The organism is Helicobacter marmotae (assembly GCF_003364255.1).
In the GTDB taxonomy this organism is placed as follows: domain Bacteria; phylum Campylobacterota; class Campylobacteria; order Campylobacterales; family Helicobacteraceae; genus Helicobacter_C; species Helicobacter_C marmotae.
This window is the reverse complement of the sequence record NZ_NXLR01000005.1, coordinates 80232-104469: the sequence shown is the minus strand read 5'-3', so window position 1 is coordinate 104469 and position 24238 is coordinate 80232. Positions and strand designations below refer to the sequence as shown.

At 38.9% G+C, this 24238-nt stretch carries 26 protein-coding genes; 13 read left to right on the top strand and 13 right to left on the bottom strand.

What is annotated here, in order from left to right; translation table 11 throughout:
- Positions 1-52 precede the first annotated feature (52 nt).
- Positions 53-451 (bottom strand): hypothetical protein, encoded by a 399-nt coding sequence (locus CQA63_RS09430; RefSeq protein ID WP_170128367.1) that lies wholly within the window; start codon positions 449-451, stop codon positions 53-55.
- Between CQA63_RS09430 and CQA63_RS10375 the strand changes: the two genes are divergently transcribed.
- The gene (locus CQA63_RS10375; RefSeq protein ID WP_280524190.1) at positions 425-556 is read left to right on the top strand and encodes a hypothetical protein; all 132 of its coding nucleotides are present in this window, start codon (positions 425-427) and stop codon (positions 554-556) included. The genes CQA63_RS09430 and CQA63_RS10375 overlap by 27 nt on opposite strands.
- A gap of 19 nt (positions 557-575) precedes the next feature.
- On the opposite strand, the gene CQA63_RS04330 is transcribed toward CQA63_RS10375, so the two are convergent.
- From CQA63_RS04330 to CQA63_RS09755, 4 genes are all read right to left on the bottom strand, one after another.
- Positions 576-1316, bottom strand: a complete 741-nt coding sequence (locus CQA63_RS04330) for an amino acid ABC transporter ATP-binding protein (RefSeq protein WP_104699845.1) — start codon at positions 1314-1316, stop codon at positions 576-578.
- A complete protein-coding gene (locus CQA63_RS04325; RefSeq protein ID WP_104699844.1) occupies positions 1313-1972 on the bottom strand; it encodes an amino acid ABC transporter permease in 660 nt (219 codons plus the stop codon). Before CQA63_RS04325 ends, CQA63_RS04330 begins: the two co-directional genes overlap by 4 nt.
- Complete coding sequence (locus CQA63_RS04320; protein ID WP_104699843.1) at positions 1972-2631, bottom strand: amino acid ABC transporter permease; 660 nt, start codon at positions 2629-2631, stop codon at positions 1972-1974. The genes CQA63_RS04325 and CQA63_RS04320 overlap by 1 nt, the downstream gene beginning before the upstream one ends.
- A 177-nt stretch (positions 2632-2808) precedes the next feature.
- Positions 2809-2952: a hypothetical protein gene (locus CQA63_RS09755; protein WP_170128366.1), complete on the bottom strand. Its 144-nt coding sequence runs from the start codon at positions 2950-2952 to the stop codon at positions 2809-2811.
- A gap of 729 nt (positions 2953-3681) precedes the next feature.
- Between CQA63_RS09755 and CQA63_RS04315 the strand changes: the two genes are divergently transcribed.
- Together CQA63_RS04315 and CQA63_RS04310 are read left to right on the top strand one after the other, a co-directional pair.
- Positions 3682-4119, top strand: a complete 438-nt coding sequence (locus CQA63_RS04315) for a DUF3015 family protein (protein ID WP_104699842.1) — start codon at positions 3682-3684, stop codon at positions 4117-4119.
- Positions 4120-4178: 59 nt separating this feature from the next.
- A complete protein-coding gene (locus CQA63_RS04310) occupies positions 4179-6131 on the top strand; it encodes an Lnb N-terminal periplasmic domain-containing protein (protein WP_104699841.1) in 1953 nt (650 codons plus the stop codon).
- A 230-nt stretch (positions 6132-6361) separates the two neighbouring features.
- On the opposite strand, the gene CQA63_RS09425 is transcribed toward CQA63_RS04310, so the two are convergent.
- On the bottom strand, positions 6362-6541 hold the full coding sequence (locus CQA63_RS09425; protein ID WP_147288722.1) for a hypothetical protein: 180 nt from the start codon (positions 6539-6541) through the stop codon (positions 6362-6364).
- 90 nt (positions 6542-6631) lie between these two features.
- Here CQA63_RS09425 and CQA63_RS09750 point away from each other — a divergent pair, with 90 nt between their 5' ends.
- The 4 genes from CQA63_RS09750 to CQA63_RS04290 all read left to right on the top strand — a co-directional run bounded on the left by CQA63_RS09750 (position 6632) and on the right by CQA63_RS04290 (position 8547).
- A complete protein-coding gene (locus CQA63_RS09750; protein ID WP_158655469.1) occupies positions 6632-6796 on the top strand; it encodes a hypothetical protein in 165 nt (54 codons plus the stop codon).
- Positions 6797-7055: 259 nt separating this feature from the next.
- Positions 7056-7490, top strand: a complete 435-nt coding sequence (exbB, locus tag CQA63_RS04300) for a TonB-system energizer ExbB (RefSeq protein WP_104699839.1) — start codon at positions 7056-7058, stop codon at positions 7488-7490.
- A 3-nt stretch (positions 7491-7493) separates the two neighbouring features.
- A complete protein-coding gene (gene exbD / locus CQA63_RS04295; protein WP_104699846.1) occupies positions 7494-7874 on the top strand; it encodes a TonB system transport protein ExbD in 381 nt (126 codons plus the stop codon).
- A complete protein-coding gene (locus CQA63_RS04290) occupies positions 7840-8547 on the top strand; it encodes an energy transducer TonB (protein WP_104699838.1) in 708 nt (235 codons plus the stop codon). Before exbD ends, CQA63_RS04290 begins: the two co-directional genes overlap by 35 nt.
- 39 nt (positions 8548-8586) lie before the next feature.
- Here the strand turns inward: CQA63_RS04290 and CQA63_RS04285 are convergent, their stop codons facing one another.
- From CQA63_RS04285 to CQA63_RS10370, 4 genes are all read right to left on the bottom strand, one after another.
- The gene (locus CQA63_RS04285) at positions 8587-10188 is read right to left on the bottom strand and encodes a hypothetical protein (RefSeq protein ID WP_233706601.1); all 1602 of its coding nucleotides are present in this window, start codon (positions 10186-10188) and stop codon (positions 8587-8589) included.
- Between the two features lie 206 nt (positions 10189-10394).
- Positions 10395-10547, bottom strand: coding sequence for a hypothetical protein (locus CQA63_RS09745; RefSeq protein WP_170128365.1), 153 nt, complete (start codon positions 10545-10547; stop codon positions 10395-10397).
- Positions 10548-10857: 310 nt separating this feature from the next.
- Entirely contained in the window at positions 10858-11817 is a 960-nt protein-coding gene (locus CQA63_RS04280; RefSeq protein WP_104699836.1) for a glycosyltransferase family 2 protein, read from the bottom strand.
- 389 nt (positions 11818-12206) lie between these two features.
- Positions 12207-12338 (bottom strand): hypothetical protein, encoded by a 132-nt coding sequence (locus tag CQA63_RS10370; protein ID WP_280524189.1) that lies wholly within the window; start codon positions 12336-12338, stop codon positions 12207-12209.
- Positions 12339-12350: 12 nt separating this feature from the next.
- Here CQA63_RS10370 and CQA63_RS04270 point away from each other — a divergent pair, with 12 nt between their 5' ends.
- Positions 12351-14387 (top strand): sulfatase-like hydrolase/transferase, encoded by a 2037-nt coding sequence (locus tag CQA63_RS04270; protein ID WP_104699834.1) that lies wholly within the window; start codon positions 12351-12353, stop codon positions 14385-14387.
- Between the two features lie 25 nt (positions 14388-14412).
- Here the strand turns inward: CQA63_RS04270 and CQA63_RS04265 are convergent, their stop codons facing one another.
- Positions 14413-15612 carry an HD domain-containing protein gene (locus CQA63_RS04265; RefSeq protein WP_104699833.1) on the bottom strand — a complete coding sequence of 400 codons (1200 nt, stop codon included), beginning with the start codon at positions 15610-15612 and terminating at the stop codon, positions 14413-14415.
- Between the two features lie 156 nt (positions 15613-15768).
- On the opposite strand from CQA63_RS04265, the gene CQA63_RS09740 reads away from it, so the two are divergent.
- The 3 genes from CQA63_RS09740 to gmd all read left to right on the top strand — a co-directional run bounded on the left by CQA63_RS09740 (position 15769) and on the right by gmd (position 19083).
- Positions 15769-15942 carry a hypothetical protein gene (locus tag CQA63_RS09740; protein ID WP_170128364.1) on the top strand — a complete coding sequence of 58 codons (174 nt, stop codon included), beginning with the start codon at positions 15769-15771 and terminating at the stop codon, positions 15940-15942.
- Positions 15942-17912, top strand: coding sequence for an FUSC family protein (locus CQA63_RS04260; RefSeq protein ID WP_104699832.1), 1971 nt, complete (start codon positions 15942-15944; stop codon positions 17910-17912). Before CQA63_RS09740 ends, CQA63_RS04260 begins: the two co-directional genes overlap by 1 nt.
- A gap of 61 nt (positions 17913-17973) precedes the next feature.
- The gene (gene gmd / locus CQA63_RS04255) at positions 17974-19083 is read left to right on the top strand and encodes a GDP-mannose 4,6-dehydratase (RefSeq protein ID WP_104699831.1); all 1110 of its coding nucleotides are present in this window, start codon (positions 17974-17976) and stop codon (positions 19081-19083) included.
- Positions 19084-19521: 438 nt separating this feature from the next.
- On the opposite strand, the gene CQA63_RS09735 is transcribed toward gmd, so the two are convergent.
- Positions 19522-19662 (bottom strand): hypothetical protein, encoded by a 141-nt coding sequence (locus CQA63_RS09735; protein ID WP_158655468.1) that lies wholly within the window; start codon positions 19660-19662, stop codon positions 19522-19524.
- A gap of 127 nt (positions 19663-19789) precedes the next feature.
- On the opposite strand from CQA63_RS09735, the gene CQA63_RS04250 reads away from it, so the two are divergent.
- Together CQA63_RS04250 and CQA63_RS04245 are read left to right on the top strand one after the other, a co-directional pair.
- A complete protein-coding gene (locus tag CQA63_RS04250; protein ID WP_104699830.1) occupies positions 19790-21187 on the top strand; it encodes an alanine/glycine:cation symporter family protein in 1398 nt (465 codons plus the stop codon).
- A gap of 389 nt (positions 21188-21576) precedes the next feature.
- A complete protein-coding gene (locus CQA63_RS04245; protein WP_158655471.1) occupies positions 21577-23352 on the top strand; it encodes a DUF262 domain-containing protein in 1776 nt (591 codons plus the stop codon).
- Between the two features lie 273 nt (positions 23353-23625).
- Here CQA63_RS04245 and CQA63_RS04240 read toward each other — a convergent pair whose 3' ends face one another.
- Positions 23626-24096 carry a tRNA (cytidine(34)-2'-O)-methyltransferase gene (locus CQA63_RS04240; RefSeq protein WP_104699848.1) on the bottom strand — a complete coding sequence of 157 codons (471 nt, stop codon included), beginning with the start codon at positions 24094-24096 and terminating at the stop codon, positions 23626-23628.
- Positions 24097-24238: the final 142 nt, after the last annotated feature.

Sequence of the window (24238 nt, the reverse complement as noted above, 5' to 3'; positions counted from 1 at the left end):
GATTCTCTTTTTTCTTTTTCTATAAGGGGGAGGGGCTTGAATGTGCAAAGTTTTATAAAATAATGGGGGGGCAAGAGCTTCGCTCGTGCAGGCAAGCTCCAACCCCATAATAATATTCTTGCCCCCTTATATATCCCCCGCCCCGACGACGCTTTAAGAGGTGGCACTTCGTGCGATTTAATTTTATCCTGTGATGAGAATATATCTCACTGCTGGGAGACATTTGGGATTCATTGTCATTCTGAGCGTAGCCTCTGCGAAGCGAAGAATCTCTGTGGGCAACTAGTAATTCGGGTAGAGATTCTTCGGTTGGGCTACGCCCGCCCTCAGAATGACAAAATAACGGAGTCGTTAGTGATTCGGGCGAAGTTTCTTCGCAATGCTTGGAATGACAAAGTAAATTTCCTTTGCAGGTGTTTATTATGTGTGGGTTTCCCTTGCGGGTAGCCAAGTTTGTCATGTCTTTGGGCTTGTAAAGCCCGAAGAATCTCTGTCCGAATCACCAATCGTACTTTTTAGTGCTTTTATAGCAAATCTTGACCATCTGCTGAGGTGAATGAGCATAATAAAATCCCTTAAAGATTAAAAATATCTAAAAATCTTTGTGCCCTTTGGCTTTTTGGGTGAGTGAAAAACTCATACGGGCTACTTTGCTCTACTAATTTACCCTCATCAAAAAAGCAGATTCTATCTGCTACCTTTTGAGCAAAGCGCATTTCATGCGTTACTATTAACATAGTCATTCCTTCTCTTGCAAGCTCTAAAATCACCTCTAAGACTTCTTTTACCATTTCTGGGTCAAGCGAGGCGGTTACCTCATCAAATAGCATAATCTCAGGATTCATACATAATGCCCGCACAATCGCCACTCTCTGCTTCTGCCCTCCGCTTAGTGCGCGAGGATAGGCATGGGCTTTTTCTAAAAGTCCTACACGGCTTAAGAGATTCTCTGCTTGTTCTTGTGCGGCTTGTTTGTCTCTCTTTTGCACCTTTAGGGGACCTAAAAGAATATTTTCTATCACATTCATATGCGGGAATAAATCATAACTTTGAAATACCATACCAATACGCTGGCGAATGGCATTCCAATTCGTCTTCTTGTGGCTTATAAGCTCGCCTTTAAAATATATTTCCCCACTTTGGATACGCTCTAGCCCATTGAGACAGCGTAAAAAGGTGCTTTTCCCACAGCCACTAGGTCCTAATATCACTACCACTTCGCCTTTTTGGACATTCATAGAAATATCATTTAAAATAAAAGACTTGCCATCATAGGTTTTGCTTAAATGCGAGATTTGAAGGAATGCCTTATTCATTGTTGATACTTTTTCTCCAAAATTTTACTGATATAAGAGAGCGGATAGCATAGCAGAAAATACGTGCAAAAAATCCCCCCATACACCCAAAAGCTTGCATGAGGATTTGATTTATTGAGTTCAATAATTTGCTGCCCCACTTTGAGTAAATCTACCACGCCAAGCAAGGCGACAAGGGAAGTAGTTTTAATCATACGAGTAAAAAGCGAAATAGTAGGGGGTAAAAGCTGCTTTAAGGCTTGAGGGAGGATAATATAAATGGTAATTTGCACACCATTAAGCCCTAATGCCTTAGCACTTTGGGTTTGATGTGCAGGCAGGGAAGTTATCGCCCCGCGCACTAAATCACCCATTTCAGCCACGCCCCAGAGGCTAAAAACCACAATAGCAGAAGTAATGGCACTTAAATTTATATCAAAAGCCTGCGCTAAGCCAAAAAACACAATAAAAAGCCATGCGAGAATGGGGATAATGCGCATACATTCAAGATAGAATCTACACAAAGTCCAAACAAAAAAGTGCTTTAAACTCATCATATAGCCTAAAAGCAGCCCTCCAAATATAGAAAACACTAATGATACACACGCAATTTGCAATGTAAGCAGCACACCTTGAGCGAGCCTTAGTGCATTTGAACCTACAAAGAAAATCTCCATTATAAAACTCGCTTTTTATAGAAATGCTCTAAGAGAGAAAAAAGAATTGAGAGTGGAAGTAAGATAACAAGATAGCAGCACACAAGCATAGCTAGGGCTTCATTTGTCTTATGATAAGTAGTGATAATGTCTTTAGCCACAAACATAATATCAGCTAAGGCAATCACGCCAACTACGGAAGTTTCTTTGAGTAAAAAGAGTACATTGGCACAAATGGAAGGCATAGCAATAGCAAGCCCTTGTGGGAGAAGCACATAATACATAATTTGATACGATTTTAGCCCTATGCTTTGTGCGGCTTGTATTTGAGAGGGAGCAATAGCACATAAACTGGAGCGAAAGCTCTCACACATATACCCACCTCCTAAAAAGCTTAGCCCCACAATAGCGCATGTATAAGGGCTAAGCTGAATATGTGTGATATTATGCAAACCATAGTAGAGAAAAAAGAGCTGAATAAGCAAGGGGGTATTACGTGCTAGCTCTACATAAAAGCTTACAATCGAACTCAAAAATCGCACTTTTAAAAACAAAATCCATGCGAATATAAAGCCTATAAGCAATGAAAAGCAAATCCCAAAAAAAGAAATATATAAAGTGAGTGAAATAGCTTTATAAAAAAGTGGTGTGCATTCTCGCATAAATTCAATATCTAGCATATATGTCTCTTTTATTTTCTTTAAAGGCATTATATAGGGAATTATTAAATTAGCTTAAGATAAGCCCAAAAGAGGGGTATTAGAATCCCCATCCTTGAAGGAGCGCTACACAAGCAATTCTTCGCTTCTTTCTCAAGCTCGAACATAACAAACTCACTTCCTCATAATTGGGTAAGCCTACCTCACAAGGGAAAATAATTTTGTCAGCTCTTGGGGAGCACAAAGTGGAGGCGAAGAATTGCTGTGGGCTTTCTGTGAAGCATTGCTTTTTGGATTGCTAGTAAATGCTGGATTCATTGTCATTCTGAGCTTGAGAATCAAGCGAAGAATCTCTATGGGCGACTAGTGATTCGGGTGGAGATTCTTCACCCCCTGCGGGGGTTCAGAATGACAAAGTAACTACCTTTCTAGTGATTCTGTTAAAGAGTCTTTAGCAGATAAAAGAGATTCTTCGGTCGCTACGCTCCCTCAGAATGACAAACGAACTACCTTTTGTAGGAGAAACCCAAACCAGCCAAAAAGGTAAAAAGGTCAAAACTAGTGCCCCCCGAAAGGCGCTTTAGGCGACAATTTAAAGCCCTTAGAAAACGACTTGATAAACGCACAAAGTGCGGTTATAAGACAATCTTTGAGGGCGTGTGCAAGAATTTACTTTATGTGAAGCAAGACATACCTTAGAAAAAGACTTGATAGATAAGCGTAAGCTTAGCTATAAGTCAAGCTTTAGGCGGTTTGTGTGAATTGATTTCACACAAACCAAGATATTAAATCAATAGAGTGCCACCCGCAGGGCTTTAGGCGGGACGCAAAAATTTATTTTTTGCGTCCCAAGATATTAAATCAATAACAGCAAAATATCTCTGCAAGAATCACTAATCATAATCTTTATAAAAAAATAATTTTTTCTTTTTTGTATGCTTTGTAATATAGCCTACAAGGGCTTTTGCAAGATCGTAAATATAGCTTAACGTTAATCTAGCCATTTATTGAAGTAAGTTAAAATACCCTCGTTTCTTTTAAAAAGAAGCAAATTTTTCACAAAGGATTCACATGAAGAAAGTCTTAGTTAGTTTAACTTTGAGTGCAGGTCTCATAAGTGGTGCATTCGCTGCGGCAAATACAAATACAGGTTGCGGGCTTGGGTCATATCTTATTGATAAACAAGGTATTTTATGGAATGTATTGCAAACAACAACCAACTCCACATTTTTAAACCAAACCTTTGGTATCACTTCTGGGACATTGGGGTGCAAAAGCGGTAAAGTAGCTATGGATAGCCGCACACAAGAGTTTGTAGCTGCAAATATGGACGCACTTTCTTCTGAAATCGCACAAGGGAGAGGCGAGCACCTTGATACTTTAGTAGAGCTTCTTAATGTGAGTGACAAAGAGGGCTTTAAAGTAGCACTTCAAGAAAATTACAACAAACTTTATGCAAGTAAAGACGCACAAAGTGCAGATGTGCTTGATGGAGCAGCAAGTTTATAATCCATACCATACACAAAGCCACGCTTTGTGTATGCTTTCGTTTTACCCTAGGTTTTGTATTGATACATTTTAGATTCATATTCCTTTTTATCTTTCCTCTAAGTATTTTTGGGCTTGATAATACTTTTATAGAATCTCTCATTACTCAAAGCAAAACTCAAAAAATCGCAGAGAAAAAAGAGTGGAAAAACCTCCTCCATATTGACAAAACACAAAGTGAAATTATCTCACCTTACTTTTTTCTCACTCCCTTACCCTCAAAGCATTTAGCCCAAGATGAGCTAGAAGCAACTATTCGCGCCTTTTATCAACCTCCCTCTCAAGTAGTAGTACCAGAGGCAATTAAAAAACGCAGATTAAAGCAAATCACAAACTTTAAAGAGCATAATATCGCCTTACCTACACGCTCAATACACCCCGATGACTATCACGCACTCTGCCGTTTCCCTGCACGTTTTGCCCTCCTCTCCCAATATCTCAACTTTGAGTCTCTCCCCGAAGTTGATTGTGCGGAGTTTAAGGCAATGCGTGATTACATCTCGCCCACAAAGGCAAGCATTATTTTCCCCACGGCGCATATTAATTCACCCGCCTCTATGTTTGGGCATACTTTTTTACTGCTTGATTCCCACTTTCAATCCCGCTTGCTTGCCTTTGCGCTAAATTACCAAGCTGATGCTAATCCCAATGATGAAAATGCCATAAGCTTTGCACTAAAGGGGCTATTTGGATTCTATACAGGGAGCTATTCTATCCTGCCCTATTATGATAAAATCAAAGAATACACCAATACAGAATCACGCGATATATGGGAGTATGGGCTTAATCTCACACAAGAGGAAATTACCCAACTCTATAACCATGTGTGGGAGTTAAGCGACGCCTATAGCTATTATTATTTCTTTAATAAAAATTGCTCTTATAATATCCTCTGGCTCCTTGAAGTTGCGCGCCCTAGCTTGAATTTGCGCGCTCAATTTATATATCAGGTTAATCCCCCAGAGACGCTTTTTGTCCTGCAAAAGGCGGGGTTGCTTACAGATATTACCTATCGTCCAAGTAAAAGAACAAAACTCCTCTCTTATGAAAAAGTGATGAGCCAAAAGGACATAAAACTATCTCGTGCGCTCTCACTTGGCAAGATGAAAGCTACTGATATACTCAATAACACTGCCCCAACACATGAGAACACAGCATATATTTTAGAATCTGCCCTTGATTTAAGCGAATACTACTTCCTTAAAGGCAAACTAAAAAAAGACCAATACACGCAAATAGCCCATGATCTCGCGCTCAATCGCTCTAAGCTTGGGGCTTCTAACCCCCCATTTATCCCCACACCCGCCAACCCCTTAGAGGGGAATCAAGCCCTAAGAGTTACCCCCCTTGCGCTCTTTAATGAAGATGGTGCGCATATAGGGCTTGATTTTAGAATCGCTTATCATGATATTACAGATAATGATAAGGGCTATTTGAAGGGAGCACAAATTGAATTTATGCGTGCTTTGGCATATTATGATACAAGCAAAGCTTTAAAAAATGGCGCTCTAAGCCTCCATGAGCTAAATATTCTCTCTGTGGCTTCAATCGCCCCACTAAGCAAGTTTTTTAAGCCCTTTTCTTATCGTTTAGAAACGGGGCTTAATCGCACTTTTAATGATTTATATTTGCATTATTTTATTGCATTTGGAGGGGGGCTAAGCCTGAATTTGTTTGATTATGGCTATATGTATTATCTCTTAGAGCCTACCTTTTTTGTCAATGCAAATAAAAAGGCTGATTTCCTTCTAAGTAATGTGCTAGGATTGGTTATTTATGATAATAAAAGCCTTAAAGCCACTTTAGAATACAAGCTTAAAGCCTATAGCCCCACGCATTTTAGCCATATTGCTGATATGACTTTAAGCTATAACTTAAGGCAGAATCTCGCACTTTTTGCCCGTATGCAAAGTATAAAAAATGATATAAGAGCTCAAAATATATCAATGCTGGGTTTAAGGCTTTATTTTTAAACCTTGTATCTTAAATCCTGCTTTGCAAGAGGTGAAGAATATTTTTTATGGCGAGTGAATTTGGGAATTCTAAAAAGAGAGTTCATTTGTCGCCTCTTGCGGGAAGGCGTGATGGCTACCGAAGAATTGCTGCTTGATTTACTAGAGACTCTACCACTATTGTCATGTCTTAGAGAGTGGTAATGACCGAAGAATCTCTGTGGGCGACTAGTGATTCCTTTAGAGATTCTTCACCTCCACCTTGTGCTCCCAAAGAATGACAATAGGGGCAATTCCTTTAGAGAGTCTCTAGTAGATAAAAGAGATTCTTCGGTCAGGCGTTGCCCTCCCTCAGAATGACAAACTTGGAGAATTTCTGGTGTATCAAATAGAGATTCTTCGCCCCTTATTGGGGGCTCTAGACATGACAAACGAACTACCTTTTGTAGGAGAAACCCAAACCACCCAAAAAGGTAAAAAGGTCAAAACTAGTGCCCCCCGCAGGGCTTTAGGCGGTATGTGTGAATTCATTTCACACATACCAAGACATCAAATTAATAGAAGTGCCCCCCGTACAGGCGCTTTTAGGCGAGAACTTAAAACCCTTAGAAAACGACTTGATAAACGCACAAAGTGCGCTTACTAGTCAAGCTTTGAGGGCGTGTGCAAGAATTTACTTTATGTGAAGTAAGACATACCTTAGAAAAAGACTTGATAGATAAGCGTAGCTTAGCTATAAGTCAAGCTTTAGGCGGTTTGTGTGAATTGATTTCACACAAACCAAGATATTAAATCAATGACGCCAAAACATAACCAATAAACCAAGATACTAAACCTTGATAGAAGTATGAAGTTTAAGTGAAATTAAAAGCAAATATAAGGTTATCTTAATAATGATTTTTATAATATCCCAAAATTTATTCATTCATATTTGGAGTATCGCCTATGGAGATTCTAAAAGACAATATTGACCATATTATTTTCGCTATTTTAGGCTTGATGAGCTTTTTAAGCCTATGGTTTAGCTGTGAAAGATTAATCTTTTATATCCGTTTAAACCTCAATGACTATACAGATGAAGAGGCATTAGAAGAAGCATTAAGTAAGAATCTCACAACACTCTATATCATCTACTCTAATGCCCCTTATGTGGGGCTTTTAGGCACGGTTCTTGGGATTATGATTACCTTTTATGATATGGGTATGAGTGGGGGTATGGACGCTCAGAGCATTATGGTTGGCTTATCTACCGCCCTTAAGGCAACGGCTCTTGGGCTAGTCGTGGCTATCCCTACTTTAATTGTGTATAACTGCTTTGTGCGTAAAATGGATGTTATGCTTAATCGCTACAAACTTGCACATAAAGAAAATAAGGCTTAGATGATGAGAATCCCTAAAAGAGACGGCTTGAATGTAATTCCCCTCATTGATGTTATGCTCGTGCTTTTAGCCATTGTGCTAAGCATATCAACTTTCATCGCTCAAGGGCAAATAAAAGTCGAGCTTCCATATGCAAGTCAAAACCAGCAAGCAAAAGATGAAAAGCCTATTGTTATCACTATTGATGGTGAGAATATTATTTATTTCAATGATAAGCCTATTGATATACCCTCTCTCAAAGAGGAGATTGCTAATATTGATAATAAAACACTTATCCAGCTTAAAAGCGATAAAGATTCTAAATTTGAAAGCTTCATTCAAATTGTTGATGTTTTAAAGGAGAAAGGTCATGAAAACTTTGGAATCTCAACCAAAACAAAATAACACATATAATCTCTTAAGTCAAAATAGTCACTTTTTCACTTCTAATCGTGCAGGATTCTTAATTAGCTTTGCAGTGCATGCGGGGCTTGTGCTTATGCTATTTGACTTCTTTCACAATATAGACTTGCAGCAAAATGGGGATAATATCACCACCATTGCTTTGGCGACTTTCCAAAATCCCTCAAATGAAGAAAATGTCGATACGCCTAAGCCCCAGCCTGTCGTGCAGAAGAAAAAACATCATCATAAAGAGATAGTCAAAGAGCATGGCAAACTTGCTAAAAAAGAAGAGGAAATCACCCCCCCTGCCCAAACTCCCAAAGCAAAACCGAGTGAAAAAATAGAAGAAGGAGATGTTATCCAAACGCTCTCATATAGGGATGGAAGCGAAGATGAGCTTTTCTCTAAAATTAAACGTGCCATTGATAGGAAAAACAAATACCCAACAATGGCAAGAAAGCGAGGCTTAGAGGGCGAAGTGGTCGTAGAGTTTATTATTTATAAAGACGGCAGGGTGGCAAATATCCGCTTAGTCAAAGCATGCCCACATGACCCTTTCAATATCGCTGCGATAAATGCTATCAAAAAAGCCCAGCATGACTTCCCTATCCTCAATGTAACGACAAAAATCGAGCTCCCTATTGTCTATGAGCTAAAGACAAATAGCATATAGGCTACCATAAGTGCCCTATAAGCTTGTATCATAAGGAGCTTACTTAACCCTAAATACATAAAAATGCAAGGGTAAGCCAAAGGCATTATGCGAGAGGATTGTATCTCCTTGTGCTAAGCCTGCTTTAAGCAAGGCAAGTTTAATGAACGTTTTTAGCCCAAGATGTGCGACATTATAGCCATACTCCGCGCTAAAAAGTAGCTCATACTTTTGCTTATAGCCCTCTAAATTAAAGGGTTCTTGACTATAGGGGGTGAGTATCACTAAATCCCCGCTTTGTTTAGGTATAGCAACATCATTTTGAAACACACTGATTTTAGCCTCCTTATTATCGCGCCCTTTGGCACGGCTATCAACTGCCCTATCACTTAATAAGTCAAAATCTCTAGCCCCATAAGCCTTAAGCCACTCATAAAAACTATGATACACCTCTACATTCGCTACCCTATCTACACCTTCAATATAAATACGTGTCCCAGCCTTAGCTTGAGTATAAGCACTCACAAAGGCAAGTGTAGCTTGGAAATTTTGTGGCACAAACTTATAATGCGCCCACACATACGCAGAAGTAAAGATACTATTCCCTACAAACATAAGCCCACAACATAGCACCACCACCCTAATGTAGCCATTAGCCCAATAGAGTAGCACACATGCACCTAGCACAATGCAGCCAAAAATATATGCCGGAAGCAAATAATGATATGAGACTATCTTTAAAATCGCATATTCTAGGAGCAATACTCCACATCCGACTATGCTCGCATCAAGCAGGGCATTAAAGGGCTGCTTTTTAAAAAGCAGGGCGTAGATTCTATATACAAGCGCACCAAAGGTAGCTCCATACAAAAACGGCTCACTACACATATTGGTAAAAATTGCCTTTGCAAACACAAGGGCTGCTCCATAATAACTCTCCCCGTAGAATCCTTGAGAGGTTTTAGGGAGCAAAATAAGGCACACATATAGCACAAACCAAGCTATAGCCCCTAAAACAAGCGCACAATCAAAAATCTTTATTTCCCATTTGCAAGGGGCTTTACTGATATACGCACCAACTAAATGCACAAAGCCAAAAGCACATAAAAATGCAAAGGTAGTCTCTTTATAATACATACTGATATTTGCACACACTATCCCGCACACAAGCGCAAAATAGCTCCAAAAGCCCCGCGGCTTACTTAACACATAGGCATAGCACATCAAAAAAAGGCTTAAAAACACAAATTCCATACGTTCAGGCACAAAAAGCCGAAGTTGCGAAGTAATAAATGCAGGGGAAAGCAATAAGAGTATCAATAATATATCCACGACATAAGGGATTTTACGCACAGCAATGCTTGGTCGCTCATTATTTAAGCCATAAGTATGGACTATCTCTAAAAGGATTACATTAAACCCATAGCGCAACGCAAAGACAACCACAGCCACGCAAATGGCATTAAAAGTATAAAAAACATTTGCACTTAGCCCAAATAGCGCACTTAGGATATTAAGCTCCTGCCCATCAAGCGGATAGAATCTGCCAATTTCTGGCTGAATAAAAAAGGGGATATTTTTGTGAGAAAAAAGTGTTTTTAAAAGTGTGTGATCATCAATCACGCTAAAAGCGCTACCATAAGCCACGCCCAGACAATACAAACATACAAAACCTATAAATCCTATCTGCCAAGGCAGGGATTTAGCTAATAGCTGCCCCCCCCCCGCAGGGTCATTTGCCTAGCCATTTGCACTCCTTATAATGGAATTGTGTAAAAATGTATAGAAGAGTTTATCAAAATATTTCTTAGATGCTTATTTTATTTCATTCCCTCTCAACTATGGGCTTTTTATGTATGTTTGAGTGCTTATACTTGAATGAAGGCGGGGGAAATCTGCCCAACTCCCGAGCGGTAGCAAAGTTTGTCGCCTCTCACAGGGAGATTGTCTCCCCCAAGAATCTCTAAAGGAATTACTAGAAGCTTAAAAGCAATTTCCTCTACTACACAGGCTCTAGACATGACAAGAGACGGGAGTCTTTAGCGATTCTATTAAAGAGTCTTTAGCGGATAAGAGCAATTCTTCGCTTTCTTGCGAAAGCAAAGACATGACAAACTAACTTCCCTTGTGAGGTAATTTTGTCTTGCGGATTGGACTCATTGTCGCCTCTAGCGGGAGTGGTAATGACCGAAGAATCTCTGTGGGCGACTAGTGATTCTTATAGAGATTCTTCGGTCGGGCTTGCGCCCTCCCTCGTGATGCCAAAGTAATTTCCTTTGTAGGTGTTTATTATGTGTGGGTTTCTCTTGCGGGTAGCGAAGTTTCTTATACTTAAGCTTCCTTTATCGGGTTGGCAATATCTTCTATAAAGTAGCGAGGTCGCTCCTTAGTCTCAGCATAAATCTTACCTATATACTCGCCAATCACTCCCAAGCTCAAAAGCTGCACCCCGCTAAAAAAGCACAAAGGCACAATCGTAGAAGTCCAGCCATACACCACACCATCGCTAAGAAACTTCACACAAAGTGCATACACGCCCAAACCTAAAGACATAGCAAAAAACACCATGCCCAACATACTTACAAAACGCAAGGGCATAATGCTAAAGCTTGTAATACCATTGCCTGCAAAAGAGAGCATTTTGGCAAGGGGGTATTTGCTTTCCCCCGCATATCGCTCTAATCTATCATACTCTACCCTATCGGTTTTAAACCCAAGCAAGGGCACCAAAGCACGTAAGAAAAGATTGCGCTCTTTGAATTGGAGCAATGCCTTTATCGCGCGCGATGAGAGCGCTCTATAATCAGCATGATTATAAGTGATTTTCACACCCATAAATGCCATAAATTTATAAAACCCTAACGCGCTATATTTTTTAAAAAAGCTATCTTTTTTGCGTGATTTTCGCACCCCCAAAATCACTTCCGCCCCAGCCTTAGCCTTAGCAATAAACTCATAAATTGCCAAAATATCATCTTGCAAATCACAATCTATGCTTAACGCATAATCGCATTTATCAGCCACATATTCTAGCCCTGCTAAAAGCGCGTTTTGATGTCCAAAATTGCGCGAAAGCTTCAAGGCAGTAGTGCGGATGTGGGTATTGCTTGCTAAATGTGTGAGAATCTCCCAAGTGCTATCCTTGCTTCCATCATCTACAAAGCATAAAAAGCTATCCTTAGCAATTTCCCCCTTGCCTAGCAAATCTATAAACACCTTTTGCAATTCTTTATACGTCATCTCAAGTACAGCCTCTTCATTATGGGCTGGAATCACAATGCACACTCTCATTTTCACCTGCCTTGAATACAAAAGGTGAATGTATGAAATATAAAAAATGTAAAAATGGAAACAAACAATACGTGAAAAAATAAAAGTTTAGCTTTTAGGCTGCGGGGGGGGGGGCATAATGAAAGTATGTAAAAGCATATTTGCTCCTTTTGGTATATCACTCCTCTATATTCTCAAATTCTCTAAGGAGTGCCTTTTGGCGTATTCTAGCCTAAGTTTTCTCTATGATTTCTTAATGCTTTATAGTTTCTTAAGTCGCCTCAATTTAGAATTAAACCCATCACTCTTACAAAGGCTTTTTATGTTTCTGCAATTCAAAGTTCTCTTAAAAACTCTCTTAAGCAACGGGGGGGGGGGCAGAGTATAGCCCGGATAGTAGCACCTCAAAGCTAGAATCTCCCCTTACCCATAAGAATTCTACAAAACATTCCAATACTCAAAAACACTCCCAAACCCCCACTTCTATAAATCAACATCAAAGCAATACGAGTGAAGTCAAAAGTGAATCTCTCACTTGTCATTCTTTGGGCTTTATGCCCGAAGAATCTTTAAGAGAATCACCAGCAATTCAATCCTCTTGTCATTCTGAGCCTCTAGGCGAAGAATTGCTTAAAGAATCACTAGTCGCCTACAGAGATTCTTCAGTCGTTTCACAAACTCAAACTGACAAAAAGCCTTTTTACTCCCTCTTTAAAAAACTCACACATAAACACAACTCCACAAACAAAGAGAATGCACAAGATTCCAAAATCTACCAGCATATCTCTATGCTTGCTATTATCAATATATGCTTTATGATATGTGTTTTTACACCTTTTGCAGTGTATAGCAGTGATGTATCACAATTTGATGCTACCCAGACTCTACATACCCTTTGTGCGCTTTTTGGGATATTTCTTCTCTCTTCATCTTTGCTGATATATCTTTCTAGCTTTTTATATAAGGCTTTTATATTTAAGTTTTCTATGCTTAAGCTTATGAGTTATGGTTTAAGTGTGATTTTATGTATTGGGGTGGTATATACGTTTGTGCTTGTGGGGGATTATCGCTTTAAAAGCTATGGGGTATTAGAGAATTTCGTATTTCAAGGAGGAGCACCTATCTATGGGAGATTTAATAAATACTTTGACCTCATCTATGGGCTTTGCACACTTGGGTTATGCTTTGTGCTTTATCACTTCCCGCATATATTAAGAAACATCTTTGCCATCATAAGTTTATGGCTACTAAGCTTAAGTGGAATCTATGGCTTTCATATCTTTCACTCAAGTGAGACTTCACATCTTAGCTCCACAGAGCTCCCCTCATACAATGACAAACTCCTTGCATTCTCTAAGGATAAAAATATACTCGTGCTTATCTTAGATGCCTTTAGTGGCTCGCATTTTGAGATAATGCTAGAAGATAATCCCACATTGCAAGAGCACTTTAAGGGCTTTACTTATTATCACAACACCCTTGCTACTTCAAATAACACACAATTTAACACCCCAGCCATTTTAGGAGGGCATAGCTACACCACACTCTCCCTGCTTAAGCAGGGCATAAAGCGCCCCTATGATTCATATCTACAAGCCTTTAGCAAGATCCCCAAAACTTTGCAAGAAAATGGCTATGAGATTGCTCTATATGGGCTAGACCCCTTGCGTAAAGAAGATTTAGCCAAAGTGCTAGGGGATGAGGCTACATTGGCTGAGAATAAGGGAGAGTATATGGGTGCTTATATACAACAATACCATCTCCAATCCTATATCACCCAAAGCCTAGCAGATTATAAAAAATCTCATAATGCACTAGGCACACTCATCTCCATAGGCTTATTTCGAGCCGCTCCATACACCATAAGAGCGCGAATCTACAAAGATGAACGATGGCTCTTTGCCTCTGTTAATGCACTTGATGACTTCCATACACAAATCAAATATTTCTCCGACATCGCTATGTTTCCCCTCACTTCAAATACCAACGCCCAAAAGCCCACTTTTAAATACATAAAAAGCCTAAGCTCGCATTACCCATGGTATCTAGACCATGATTGCAAGCCCAATATATCAGCCCAAAGTCAGCTCCCACAAGCCTATAAAAATATCATTGTCAAAGAATATCAAAATGCCTATAACCACAACCACTACAATAATGAACTCTGCTCTATTCAAGCCATCACACAATGGCTTACCTATCTTAAAAATGAGCATATCTATGATAATAGTGCTATTATTATCGCAAGCGACCATGGGCATTATGATAGCTTTAAGCAGATTCTAAATAATCATGGAGAACAGCTAGGTAAGCAATCTGACGCACTTTTATTAGTCAAGGGCTTTTTTGAAAATGCCCCCTTAAAGCGTGATGGAATGCTTATGAGTAATGCAGATATTGCCTCTATGATTTGCTATTTTGCCAATATTACTTGCGCTCATTCTTACCCTAAGGGAGAATCTCGCATACTCTATCATTCAAATTCACCATTTGAGGAGATTCTAAGTATTGAAAAAGCCTTTAGTGTCAAAGAAAATATCTATGAGGCTAAAAATTGGCAAGATATTACCTCAAGTATTAGCACACCTTAAGGCTATGCAAAAGCGATTGAGAAATTTAAGCAAAATCCCTAAAAAGCTTGCCTATATCGATATTTTGCACGATTTTATTTGCACATTTTTCATATATCCCCTGTGCGCCAAAAACCAAATCATCACTTGAAATGCCATGACTTATAGAGATTTTTGCCTCTAAATATGCACTTAAATGATCAAAAATCTTCAAAAACTCTCCATAAATGGGGTTATACTCATTGGCATTAAATTTACTCATCAATTCCTCCCCATTTAAGGCATTATGCGGGAAATGCTCAATCATATAGCGATTAGCAAATTCATCTTGTGTGAAATACTTTATATCTTCTTGGATATTCGCAGGCACTATACTTAAGATTTTCTTTCTCACCGCCTCTTCTTCAATCTCTTTAATCAATCTATCAAGCCCCCGCACGCTACGTTTAATGGGCGAGATAATATCGCGCGTTAAAATTTCTGGCAAATCATGGAAAAGCCCGCAAAGAAAGTGATTAATGCGCATTTTCTCACAACAGCCTATATCAAAGCTTGCTAAATACGCACTGAGAGCCACTACAAGGGTATGCCCTAGCACGGAAGTAGCGGGGATTCTAGGCGTTTGACTCCAACGCTTTTGGAATCGCAACTGCCCAAACATCGCCACAAGCTCGCGCACATTTTCATAAAGCATAATTTGCTGCATACCCACTAAATGATAATGCTCTTCAACTTGCTTATTAATCTCATCACGGATATTTTGCACATCATACATTGAACTATTAAAGTTATAAATAATATCAAACTCCCATTTAGAGGCATAATAATGTGAGGCTTTTAGAATCTGTTTTTCAAGATTTGCTTTTTGGCTTATCAAATACTCTCTCATCATAGGGAAAAACTCATACTCCCCTAATTCACCCACAAGCTGCTCGCATACAAACTCCACAAGCTCCTTATTATGAGAAGCGCGGAGCTGATGAAACACTGGAGGCTTAATGTCTGTTAAAACAATGCGCTCAAAAAACTCAAAGCAAAATTGCAATATCAACCTCTCCCAATCAATCTTCCCGCCATTATTTTCCTCATACTTTGCCAAAATATAGGCTATGACAATTTTATGGGCTTGCTTATCAAGCTCGACAAACTCTACTGGTGTAGCTTGGTCATTCCAGCGGCGAATACTCGCAGCGATAAAAATACGCTTTAATAATGCAGCACTTAATCTTGGGGCTTTTGCTTCCATTGAAAATCCTTAATGCTAAAATGCAAGATTCTATCTCTAAAATCTCTATGATAATGCAATGATGAATTCTACATAAATTTGCAAATATGTAACAAAAACGCATTACAATTTTAGCCTTTCTTAGCCTTTTTGCAAGCGATATTCAAAGGAGATAATATGAAATCACTCTGTGCTTTTATATGTATGATGGTAGGCTTATTTACATATAGTGCATGTGCTAAAAAGCAGCCTGTGGGCAACTTCAAAAGTGTAGAATGCCGCACCATTTGTGATAAAACCCAATGCACACAGCAATGTGTAAGTGCAAGCGGAGATTATTATAAAAAATAATGCCCTCTTATTTGTATAATCTCATCTTTAGACGTTTTATTTATGTCTATGATGCGGGATTCTTTGGCTTATTTTACGCACTTAAAGCGATGATTGCTATCTGCATAAGTGGCGTGCTTTGCTATATTTTACTTGGGACTTCTGTGCTGATTTGGTCAGTGATGATGTCAATGTATATATTCTTCCTCAATGGCTTTAAAAGCAATAAAGATATGGATTGGAAATATCTTGTGCTTTTTGTGCTCTTTGTATGCGCGCTTATACCGATATTTGGCACTTGGGAGGAGAGTGTATGGCTAACGCTTCCTTCCATGCTCCTTGCCTTTAGCATAGGTATAAGTGAAGTATATGATAGCGATTTGCCAAAGGTGCTAACACTTGCCCTCATTAATGCCCTTGTGGCGAATATCTTTTCAGCCTCCCACCCTGAAATCCCCTTATGGCAGTGTATAGCCGCAGCGCTTATTGGCGGGAGTGTCAGCATAGCTTTAAGGCTTTTTATATCATTTGGGCAATATGGGAGATTCATACAAACACAATTTGTAGCCCAGCTTTTTGAACTCTCTATGATGAGTGAAAATCTCGGCACAAAAGACTATGAAACGCTTAAATCCCAAGCCCTAAATCACATCTTATTGCTGAAATCAAAGCTTACCTCCGCTTCTGCTAAAATTAAAGACGCCCATTTAATCAAAAACCACAAACGCGCCCTTTTTTATCTCTATAAATTAGAATCTATCTATTCTGTGCTTGATTTGCTCAATTACTACTTCCTCCATAACCCCTGCCCTGCCCTAAAAACTGCTCAAAAAGAAATGACTTATAATCTCCATGCCCTCTCACATATCTTTTATGGCAAAAAGCCTATTTTTAAAAAACACGCCTTTAAAAATGCCCTCTTGCATAATGGAGATTCAGAGTGGATTAACGCCCTAAAAATTTTCTACTCTAAGATAGAATCTTTCAAACGTCTCTCTTCATTGCAATCTCAAGCTTTTGTAGAAACCCCTGCCGCTAAGGGCATAAAAGACTTATATCAATCGCTCTTAGCTAATCCTGCTCCGTTTTTTTATGCGATTCGCTATGCCTTGGCTATTGGCTCTGCTATGTTTTTTGCACAATTTTTTCAAATCACGCATGGGGCTTGGATTGCCCTTGGTGTCGTCTCTATGATGCACCAAAATATCAGTATGATTAAATCAACGGGTAAAGATTCTATACTTGGTAGCCTTGCTGGACTCATACTTGGCATAATCCTAAGCTTCACATTATGGGGTAGCCCTGCTCTGCTTTGTATTTTTATCATTAATCTCTTTTTAGTGGTGTATTTTAAAACCTACCCCTTTATCCTCTACTCGCTCGTGCTTATGCTTGAATTAGTGCTCCTATTTGCCTTTGTGGATAGTAATTTTATGGAGCTTTTAGCCTATCGTTTTGGCGATATTTTGCTTGGATTTGTCTTTGCATTATGTATCTCTAAAGTCATCTATCCCCGATATAGCGCTGATTCATTACTCCCACAAACAAATCTATGCTTGCAATCTTTTAGCGCGCTATGTTCTGTGCAAAAAGGCAATGCCATAGCCCAAACAAAGCTTATATCCCAGCTTGATGAGCTAAATTCACTTATTAAAGAAAGCCAAAAAGACAAGAGAGGCTATAGCCAACATATTTTACAAGGTTTTGCAAATTTGCAAGATAACTTCTCTCAACTCAAAGAAATGCTTTTTATCCTCTGTGAGAAAATCCCATATCACAGAAACAATCTCCTTTTAAAAAATGATATTAAAGCCCTCAATGTACGCTTTAATATGCTAAGTGCCATGATTGAATCTAAGCCCTATTATTTTAAAACTGATGAAGATAAGAGATTTTTATTTAAAGATAAAAGTATTTATCCACTCGTGCGCGCTATTTTTGAACTCCAAAATAAGATTTATGAGTTTTTTCACACCTCACTTGGGAAATAGCCACTTCTTAAGCAAAACTTCCCTACAATAGCACATTTATCTCACTTCTCTAAGGATAGGAATGAAAACGGCATTAATCACAGGTATCACCGGACAAGATGGCGCATATCTCGCAGAATTTCTCCTCAAAAAGGGCTATGAAGTACATGGTATCAAAAGGCGCAGCTCGCTCTTTAATACCGATAGAATCGATCATCTCTATCAAGACCCACACACGAGTAATCGCAACTTTTTCCTTCATTATGGGGATTTAACAGATTCTATGAATCTCACGCGCATTATCGCCCAAGTGCAACCTGATGAAATCTACAATCTAGCCGCGATGAGCCATGTGGCTGTAAGCTTTGAAACCCCAGAATATACCGCAAACGCCGATGGCATAGGCACTTTAAGAATCTTAGAGGCTGTGCGGCTTTTAGGCTTAAGCCAAAAGAGTAAAATCTATCAAGCCTCTACAAGTGAGCTCTATGGCTTAGTGCAAGAAATCCCCCAAAATGAAAAAACGCCTTTCTACCCGCGCTCACCATATGCGTGCGCCAAACTCTATGCATATTGGATAACCATAAATTACCGCGAAGCCTATAATATCTTTGCAAGTAATGGCATTTTATTTAATCATGAAAGCCCCATTCGCGGAGAAACATTTGTAACGCGTAAAATCACTCGCGCAGTGGCAAAAATCGCCCTTGGCTTGCAAGATAAACTCTACTTAGGTAATCTCTCTGCTAAACGCGATTGGGGGCATGCTAAAGACTATGTGCGTATGATGTGGCTTATTTTACAAGCTAAAGAGCCCGAAGATTGGGTGATTGCCACAGGCATAACCACAGAGGTAAGAGATTTTGTCAAAATGGCATTTAATGAGCTAGGCATAGAAGTGGAATTTAAAGGAGAGGGCGTGAATGAAAAGGGCTATGTGAAAGCCTGCCATGGAGACTTCAAGCTTGAAGTGGGAAAAGAAGTTGTAAATGTAGATGCACGTTATTTTCGCCCTACAGAAGTAGAGCTCCTTATAGGCGATGCAAGCAAAGCAAGGCAAAAGCTAGGCTGGGTGCCAGAATATGACCTCAAAGGCTTGGTAAAAGATATGGTACAAAGTGATTTAAAGCTTATGCAAAAGGATAAATACCTTAAAGACGGCGGCTATGAGATATTAAGCTACTTTGAGTAATGCTAAAGATTCTATAGCAGTCTATAGGGATAGTTCCTCACAAATTACACACACACAAGGAATAAGGCAAGCTCACTTTTTGTCATGTCTTTGTAAAAGCCGAAGAATTGCTGCTCGATTTACTAGAGACTCTACCACTATTGTCATTCTGAGAGAGTGGTAATGACCGAAGAATCTCTGTGGGCGACTAGTGATTCGTTTGTGAATTCTTCGGGCATAAAGCCCGCAAGACATGACAAACTTTGCTACCCTCAAGGGAAATTACTTTGTTAGCTCTAGAGCGAAGCGAAGAATCTCCCTTAGCATTACCAAAAAGTGCGTCGAGTGATTCCCACAGAGATTCTTCGCTTTCTTGCGAAAGCTCAGAATGACAAACGAACTACCTTTCTAGTGTTTCTGTTAAGGAGTCTTTAGCGGATAAGAGAGATTCTTCGCCTCCTACGCAGGTTCAGAATGACAAACTAACGGAGTTGTTAGTGATTCGGGCGAAGTTTCTTCGCAATGCTTGGAATGACAAACTTGGAGAATCGCTGGTAAATCAAATAGAGTTTCTGCACAATGAAATCTCAAAACTCTCAAAGCTTTCCTAAAATTGCTTCAAAGACAACGCGAGGGTAAAAAAAATATTAGTTATATAATTACCCTGCTTAGATAATGTGATAGCCCTATTGTTTTTACATTATGGAGTTTCATTTTAAGGGGAATCATGGAAACATTCATAGATTTTATCAATGCAGCAAGCACTTTTCTTTATACATATTTTCTCGTTTTTGCATTATTGTTTTGTGGGCTTTATTTCACTATTCGCACAGGATTTATCCAACTTCGCTTTTTGCCTCATGCCCTATCTGTTTTATTAGAAAAAAGCCATAAAGAGCATATTTCTCCCTTTGGGGCTTTGATGATCTCAACTGCCTCTCGCGTGGGTATAGGGAATATCGTAGGTGTGGCGGTAGCTATTAGTAGCGGTGGTGCGGGTGCGCTCTTTTGGATGTGGATTACTGCCATTCTTGGCGGGGCGAGTGCGTTTGTGGAGAGCACATTAGCACAAGTCTATAAGCAAAAAGACAGCAACAATGGCTTTAAGGGCGGTCCTGCATATTATATACAGAGTGCGCTGGGTTCAAGGGCTTTTGGGATCGTTTTTGCCATCTCTTTGATTCTATGCTTTACGTATGGTTTTAATGGCTTGCAGGCTTATACTTTAACTTCGAGTTTTGAGATCTTTGTAGGAAGTGAAGCCTATCATAATGGAGGTGTTACTACCTTTATAGGGATTTTACTTGCGCTTTTATGTGCTGTATTTTTCTTTGGGAGCAATAAAACTTCAGCCACCATTAGCTCTATTCTTGTGCCGATTATGGCTCTTTTTTATTTACTCATCGCCTTAGTCATAGTGGGGGCAAATATAAGTGAGATTCCTAGGATTTTTGGCGAAGTATTTGCAAAAGCCTTTGATTTTGAAGCGATTTTTGGAGGATTTGCAGGGAGTGCTATAGTGATAGGCATTAAGCGAGGTTTGTATTCTAATGAAGCAGGTATGGGCTCAGCTCCTAATGCAGCAGCAACTGCCCATACAAGCCACCCAGCTAAACAAGGTATGGTACAAACTCTCTCTGTATTTATTGATACCCTTATTATCTGCTCTGCGAGTGCCTTTATTGTGCTTTGTAGCAATGAAAATGTTTATGGAATCTCCGGTATGCCACTTATGCAAAAGGTTATGCAAGGGCATTTGGGGGATATGGGCTTATACTTTGTGAGTATTGCTATTGTGCTTTTTGCTTTTACTTCACTTATTGGGAATTACTTTTATGCGGAGATGAATTTTAAATTTATCACAACCAACAAACTTGCTTTGGTGATATTTCGCTTAAGTGCGGTAGCTATGGTATTTATTGGAGCACAGCTTAGCCTTGGCTTAGCTTGGGATTTGGCTGATGTAATTATGGGCATTATGGCTTGTGTGAATATCATAGCGATTTTACTCCTAGGCAATATCGCTATAAAAGTGCTTAAAGACTATGAGAAGCAAAGAAAGGCGGGCAAAAACCCTGTATTTAAGGCTAAAGATGCAGGTATTACCAACACACAATGCTGGTAGCCCCGCTTTGTTTGGCGAAATAGATTCTGTGAGTAAAACAGGGAGAGATTTTGCTACACACGCACTCCTATAAGAGGCGACAAACTCATTTCCTTTGTAGCGTAAGCTACATTTCTCAAACCCCTGCAAGGGGTGAAGAATCTCTGTGGGCTTTCTAGTGATTCTTTTAGAGATTCTTTGCCTCTACTTCGTACCCCCAAAGAATCAACAAAAGGGTGAGGTCTCTAGTAATATCAAACCCTTTGCAATACTTCAAACAAAGAGGGCTTTTCTCAAAGCTTTGCCCCAAAGTTTTGCCTATGATTAAAGTATAAATTTAATATTTAAATTTTGTTTTTTTTTTTTTTTGATAAATTGGGAAGCTATCGAAGGTGTCAAGGAGAATGGAAATGGAAGCAAAGGCACAAAATTTTCAATTCATGCAAAATGAAAGTGAGATAAAAATCCCTTTTTATCAAAGAGCATATGTATGGGGAGAAGAGCAGTGGAAGCAGCTTTTTGAAGATTTGAAAGGGGGTTATAAGCAGAAAAAGGAGCATTTTTTAGGTTCAATTATCCTCAAACAACTCGGTACTGGCACAGGAGAAGGTTCAGAAAGAAGTTTAATTGATGGGCAGCAGAGATTAACTACATTTTCTATTCTGCTAAAAGTTCTTTATGATAAATTAGATGAAGATGATAAGCAAGATAATGCTCAATTTTTATTCAAAAGACCAACCAAAGAAAAAAAGCCAAAAATTCAGCATTCTAAGTTTGATAGAGAATCATTTAGTAAAATTATGCAAGCACAAAATTTTGATGCCCTCAAAGAGAGTGAAAGATACACAAAAGGCAAACATAAAGGAAAAATAAAAGATAGATTAATTGCTTGCTATGAATATTTTACAAAAGCGATAGAAGAAATAAAAGATGATGAGAAAGGCTATGAGCCGTTTTTAAATCATATTATTAATTGTAAATTATGGGTAAGCATTGATTTAGGCTCAAATGAAGATGAGCAAAAAATCTTTGACTCCATTAACACTTCAGGTGCGAGACTTACAGCAACAGATATTATTAAAAATGCTATTTTTGATAAAGCTATGGAATTAAAGCTTGATTATGAAATGCTTTATCACAAGTGTTGGGAATGTATTTTTGAATTAGAAAAAAGAGAATTTTGGCAAGAAGAAGTCGCTACAGGGAGGATAAAGAGAGTGCAAAGTGAAATTTTCTTACACGCTTTTGCAATTATTTATGGCTTTTTTGATAGCGACAAAGACACTTTAGAACAACTCAGTTATCTTTATAAAAAACAAATTGAACAATATAATGAAAACAACAAAGAAGAGTTAGAATCATTGTTGTCAAAAATCAAAGAAACTGCTGAAATCTATCAAAGCTTCCCACACTTTTATGACAAAGACACTTCGCTATGTTTTGCAAATAATGAACAAAGGCTATTTCATATTTTACATATCACAGATACAAGCACCATAATGCCTTTAATCTTAGCTTTGAAATTAAAAATCAAAGATGAAGTTATGCTTAAAAGTTGCCTAAAGCTATTAGAAATTTTTATTTTAACTGCTTGGCTGTGTGATAAAAACGCTAAAAGTTATAATAAACTCTTTGCGCATATTACGCGAAACTTTGATAAGGCTCAACCTTTGCAGAGTTTAAGAGATGAATTAAAAAACCACTTTCCCACAAAAGATGACATTCAAAACGCTTTACGCTCACAAGATACCCAACTTAGCAATAAAAAGGCGGGGTTGATTTTATTTTGGATAGAGCTTTATAGACGGGATAACAATAAGCAAGACTCTAAAGATTTAGCCTACAAATGGACGCTAGAGCACCTTATGCCACAATCTTATAAACAACATTGGGGAGAAATAGCAAAAGATGAAGAGCATGCAGAGAGCTTAATCTACCAAATAGGCAATATGACCCTTCTCAATGGCTCTTTGAATAAGGCAATTAAAAATGCTGCTTGGGAGATTAAGCTTAAGGGCGATGACACTAGGGTACATTGTATTAAAAAATGTGGGGATTTACTTATTACTAAAGAATTATTTGACGAAGAAATATGGAATGAAGACAGCATAAAAAAGAGAACACAAAAACTCACGGAAGAATTTTTCAACATTTGGGATATAGAATCTTTTGCAAACAGAGCTTAAGGGGGCATTAGGGACTCTTTAGAATCTACGTCTTTGTGATGATAATTAGCCATCTTGAGCGGGTCGCTAAGTTTGTCATATTGAAGCTTTGCAAAATGCGAAACATCTCTGCTTAAATCGCTAGTAGCTCGGGTAGGGATTCTTCGCCTCCGCTCACGCCATCTCAAAGACATAGCAATACAGCTTACATAGCGTGTGAATCTTTACTCACAGAGTAAGCAAAAAAGACGTGGGAAGCAAAAGAAACAAAAATAACACGATGCTTTTTATCTACTACCATTGTTTATAGAGTTGGGATTGTCGCACACCCTCATAAAGTACCCCGCCAACACTTGTGGCAAGATTAATGCTCCTTACGCCTGCTTTCATGGGGAGTTTATATACTTGCGTAGGAAACTCCTCTAGGAGTGCTTTATCCAATCCCGCATCTTCTCTGCCAAAATACAAAAACCCTCCTTGCTCTAATGGTGCATCATAATGCAAAGCCCTTGCTTTTGTGCTAAAGAAAAAATGCTGCTTATCTAAAGGAAATGCTTTCCAAAATGCCTGCAAATGCTGCCATTGATACACTTCTAAATGCTGCCAATAATCAAGCCCCGCACGTTTTAGCTCCTTTTGCCCTATTTTAAAGCCCAAAGGGTGGATTAAATGCAAGATACTATCACTCGCTACGCATAATCTCCCTATATTGCCCGTATTTTGTGGGATTTGTGGCTCAACAAGCACAATGTGAAAAAGCTTCATTTTACACCCCTTATTCTTGCACTCCTTAAAGTTTGACTTTAGCATAACTAAGCAATAAACCCCATAAAGCCATAAAAGCAAGCACTTAAACAAAATATTTAAACAAACCTTATAAAATCACTGATACTTTACACTTTTAGGG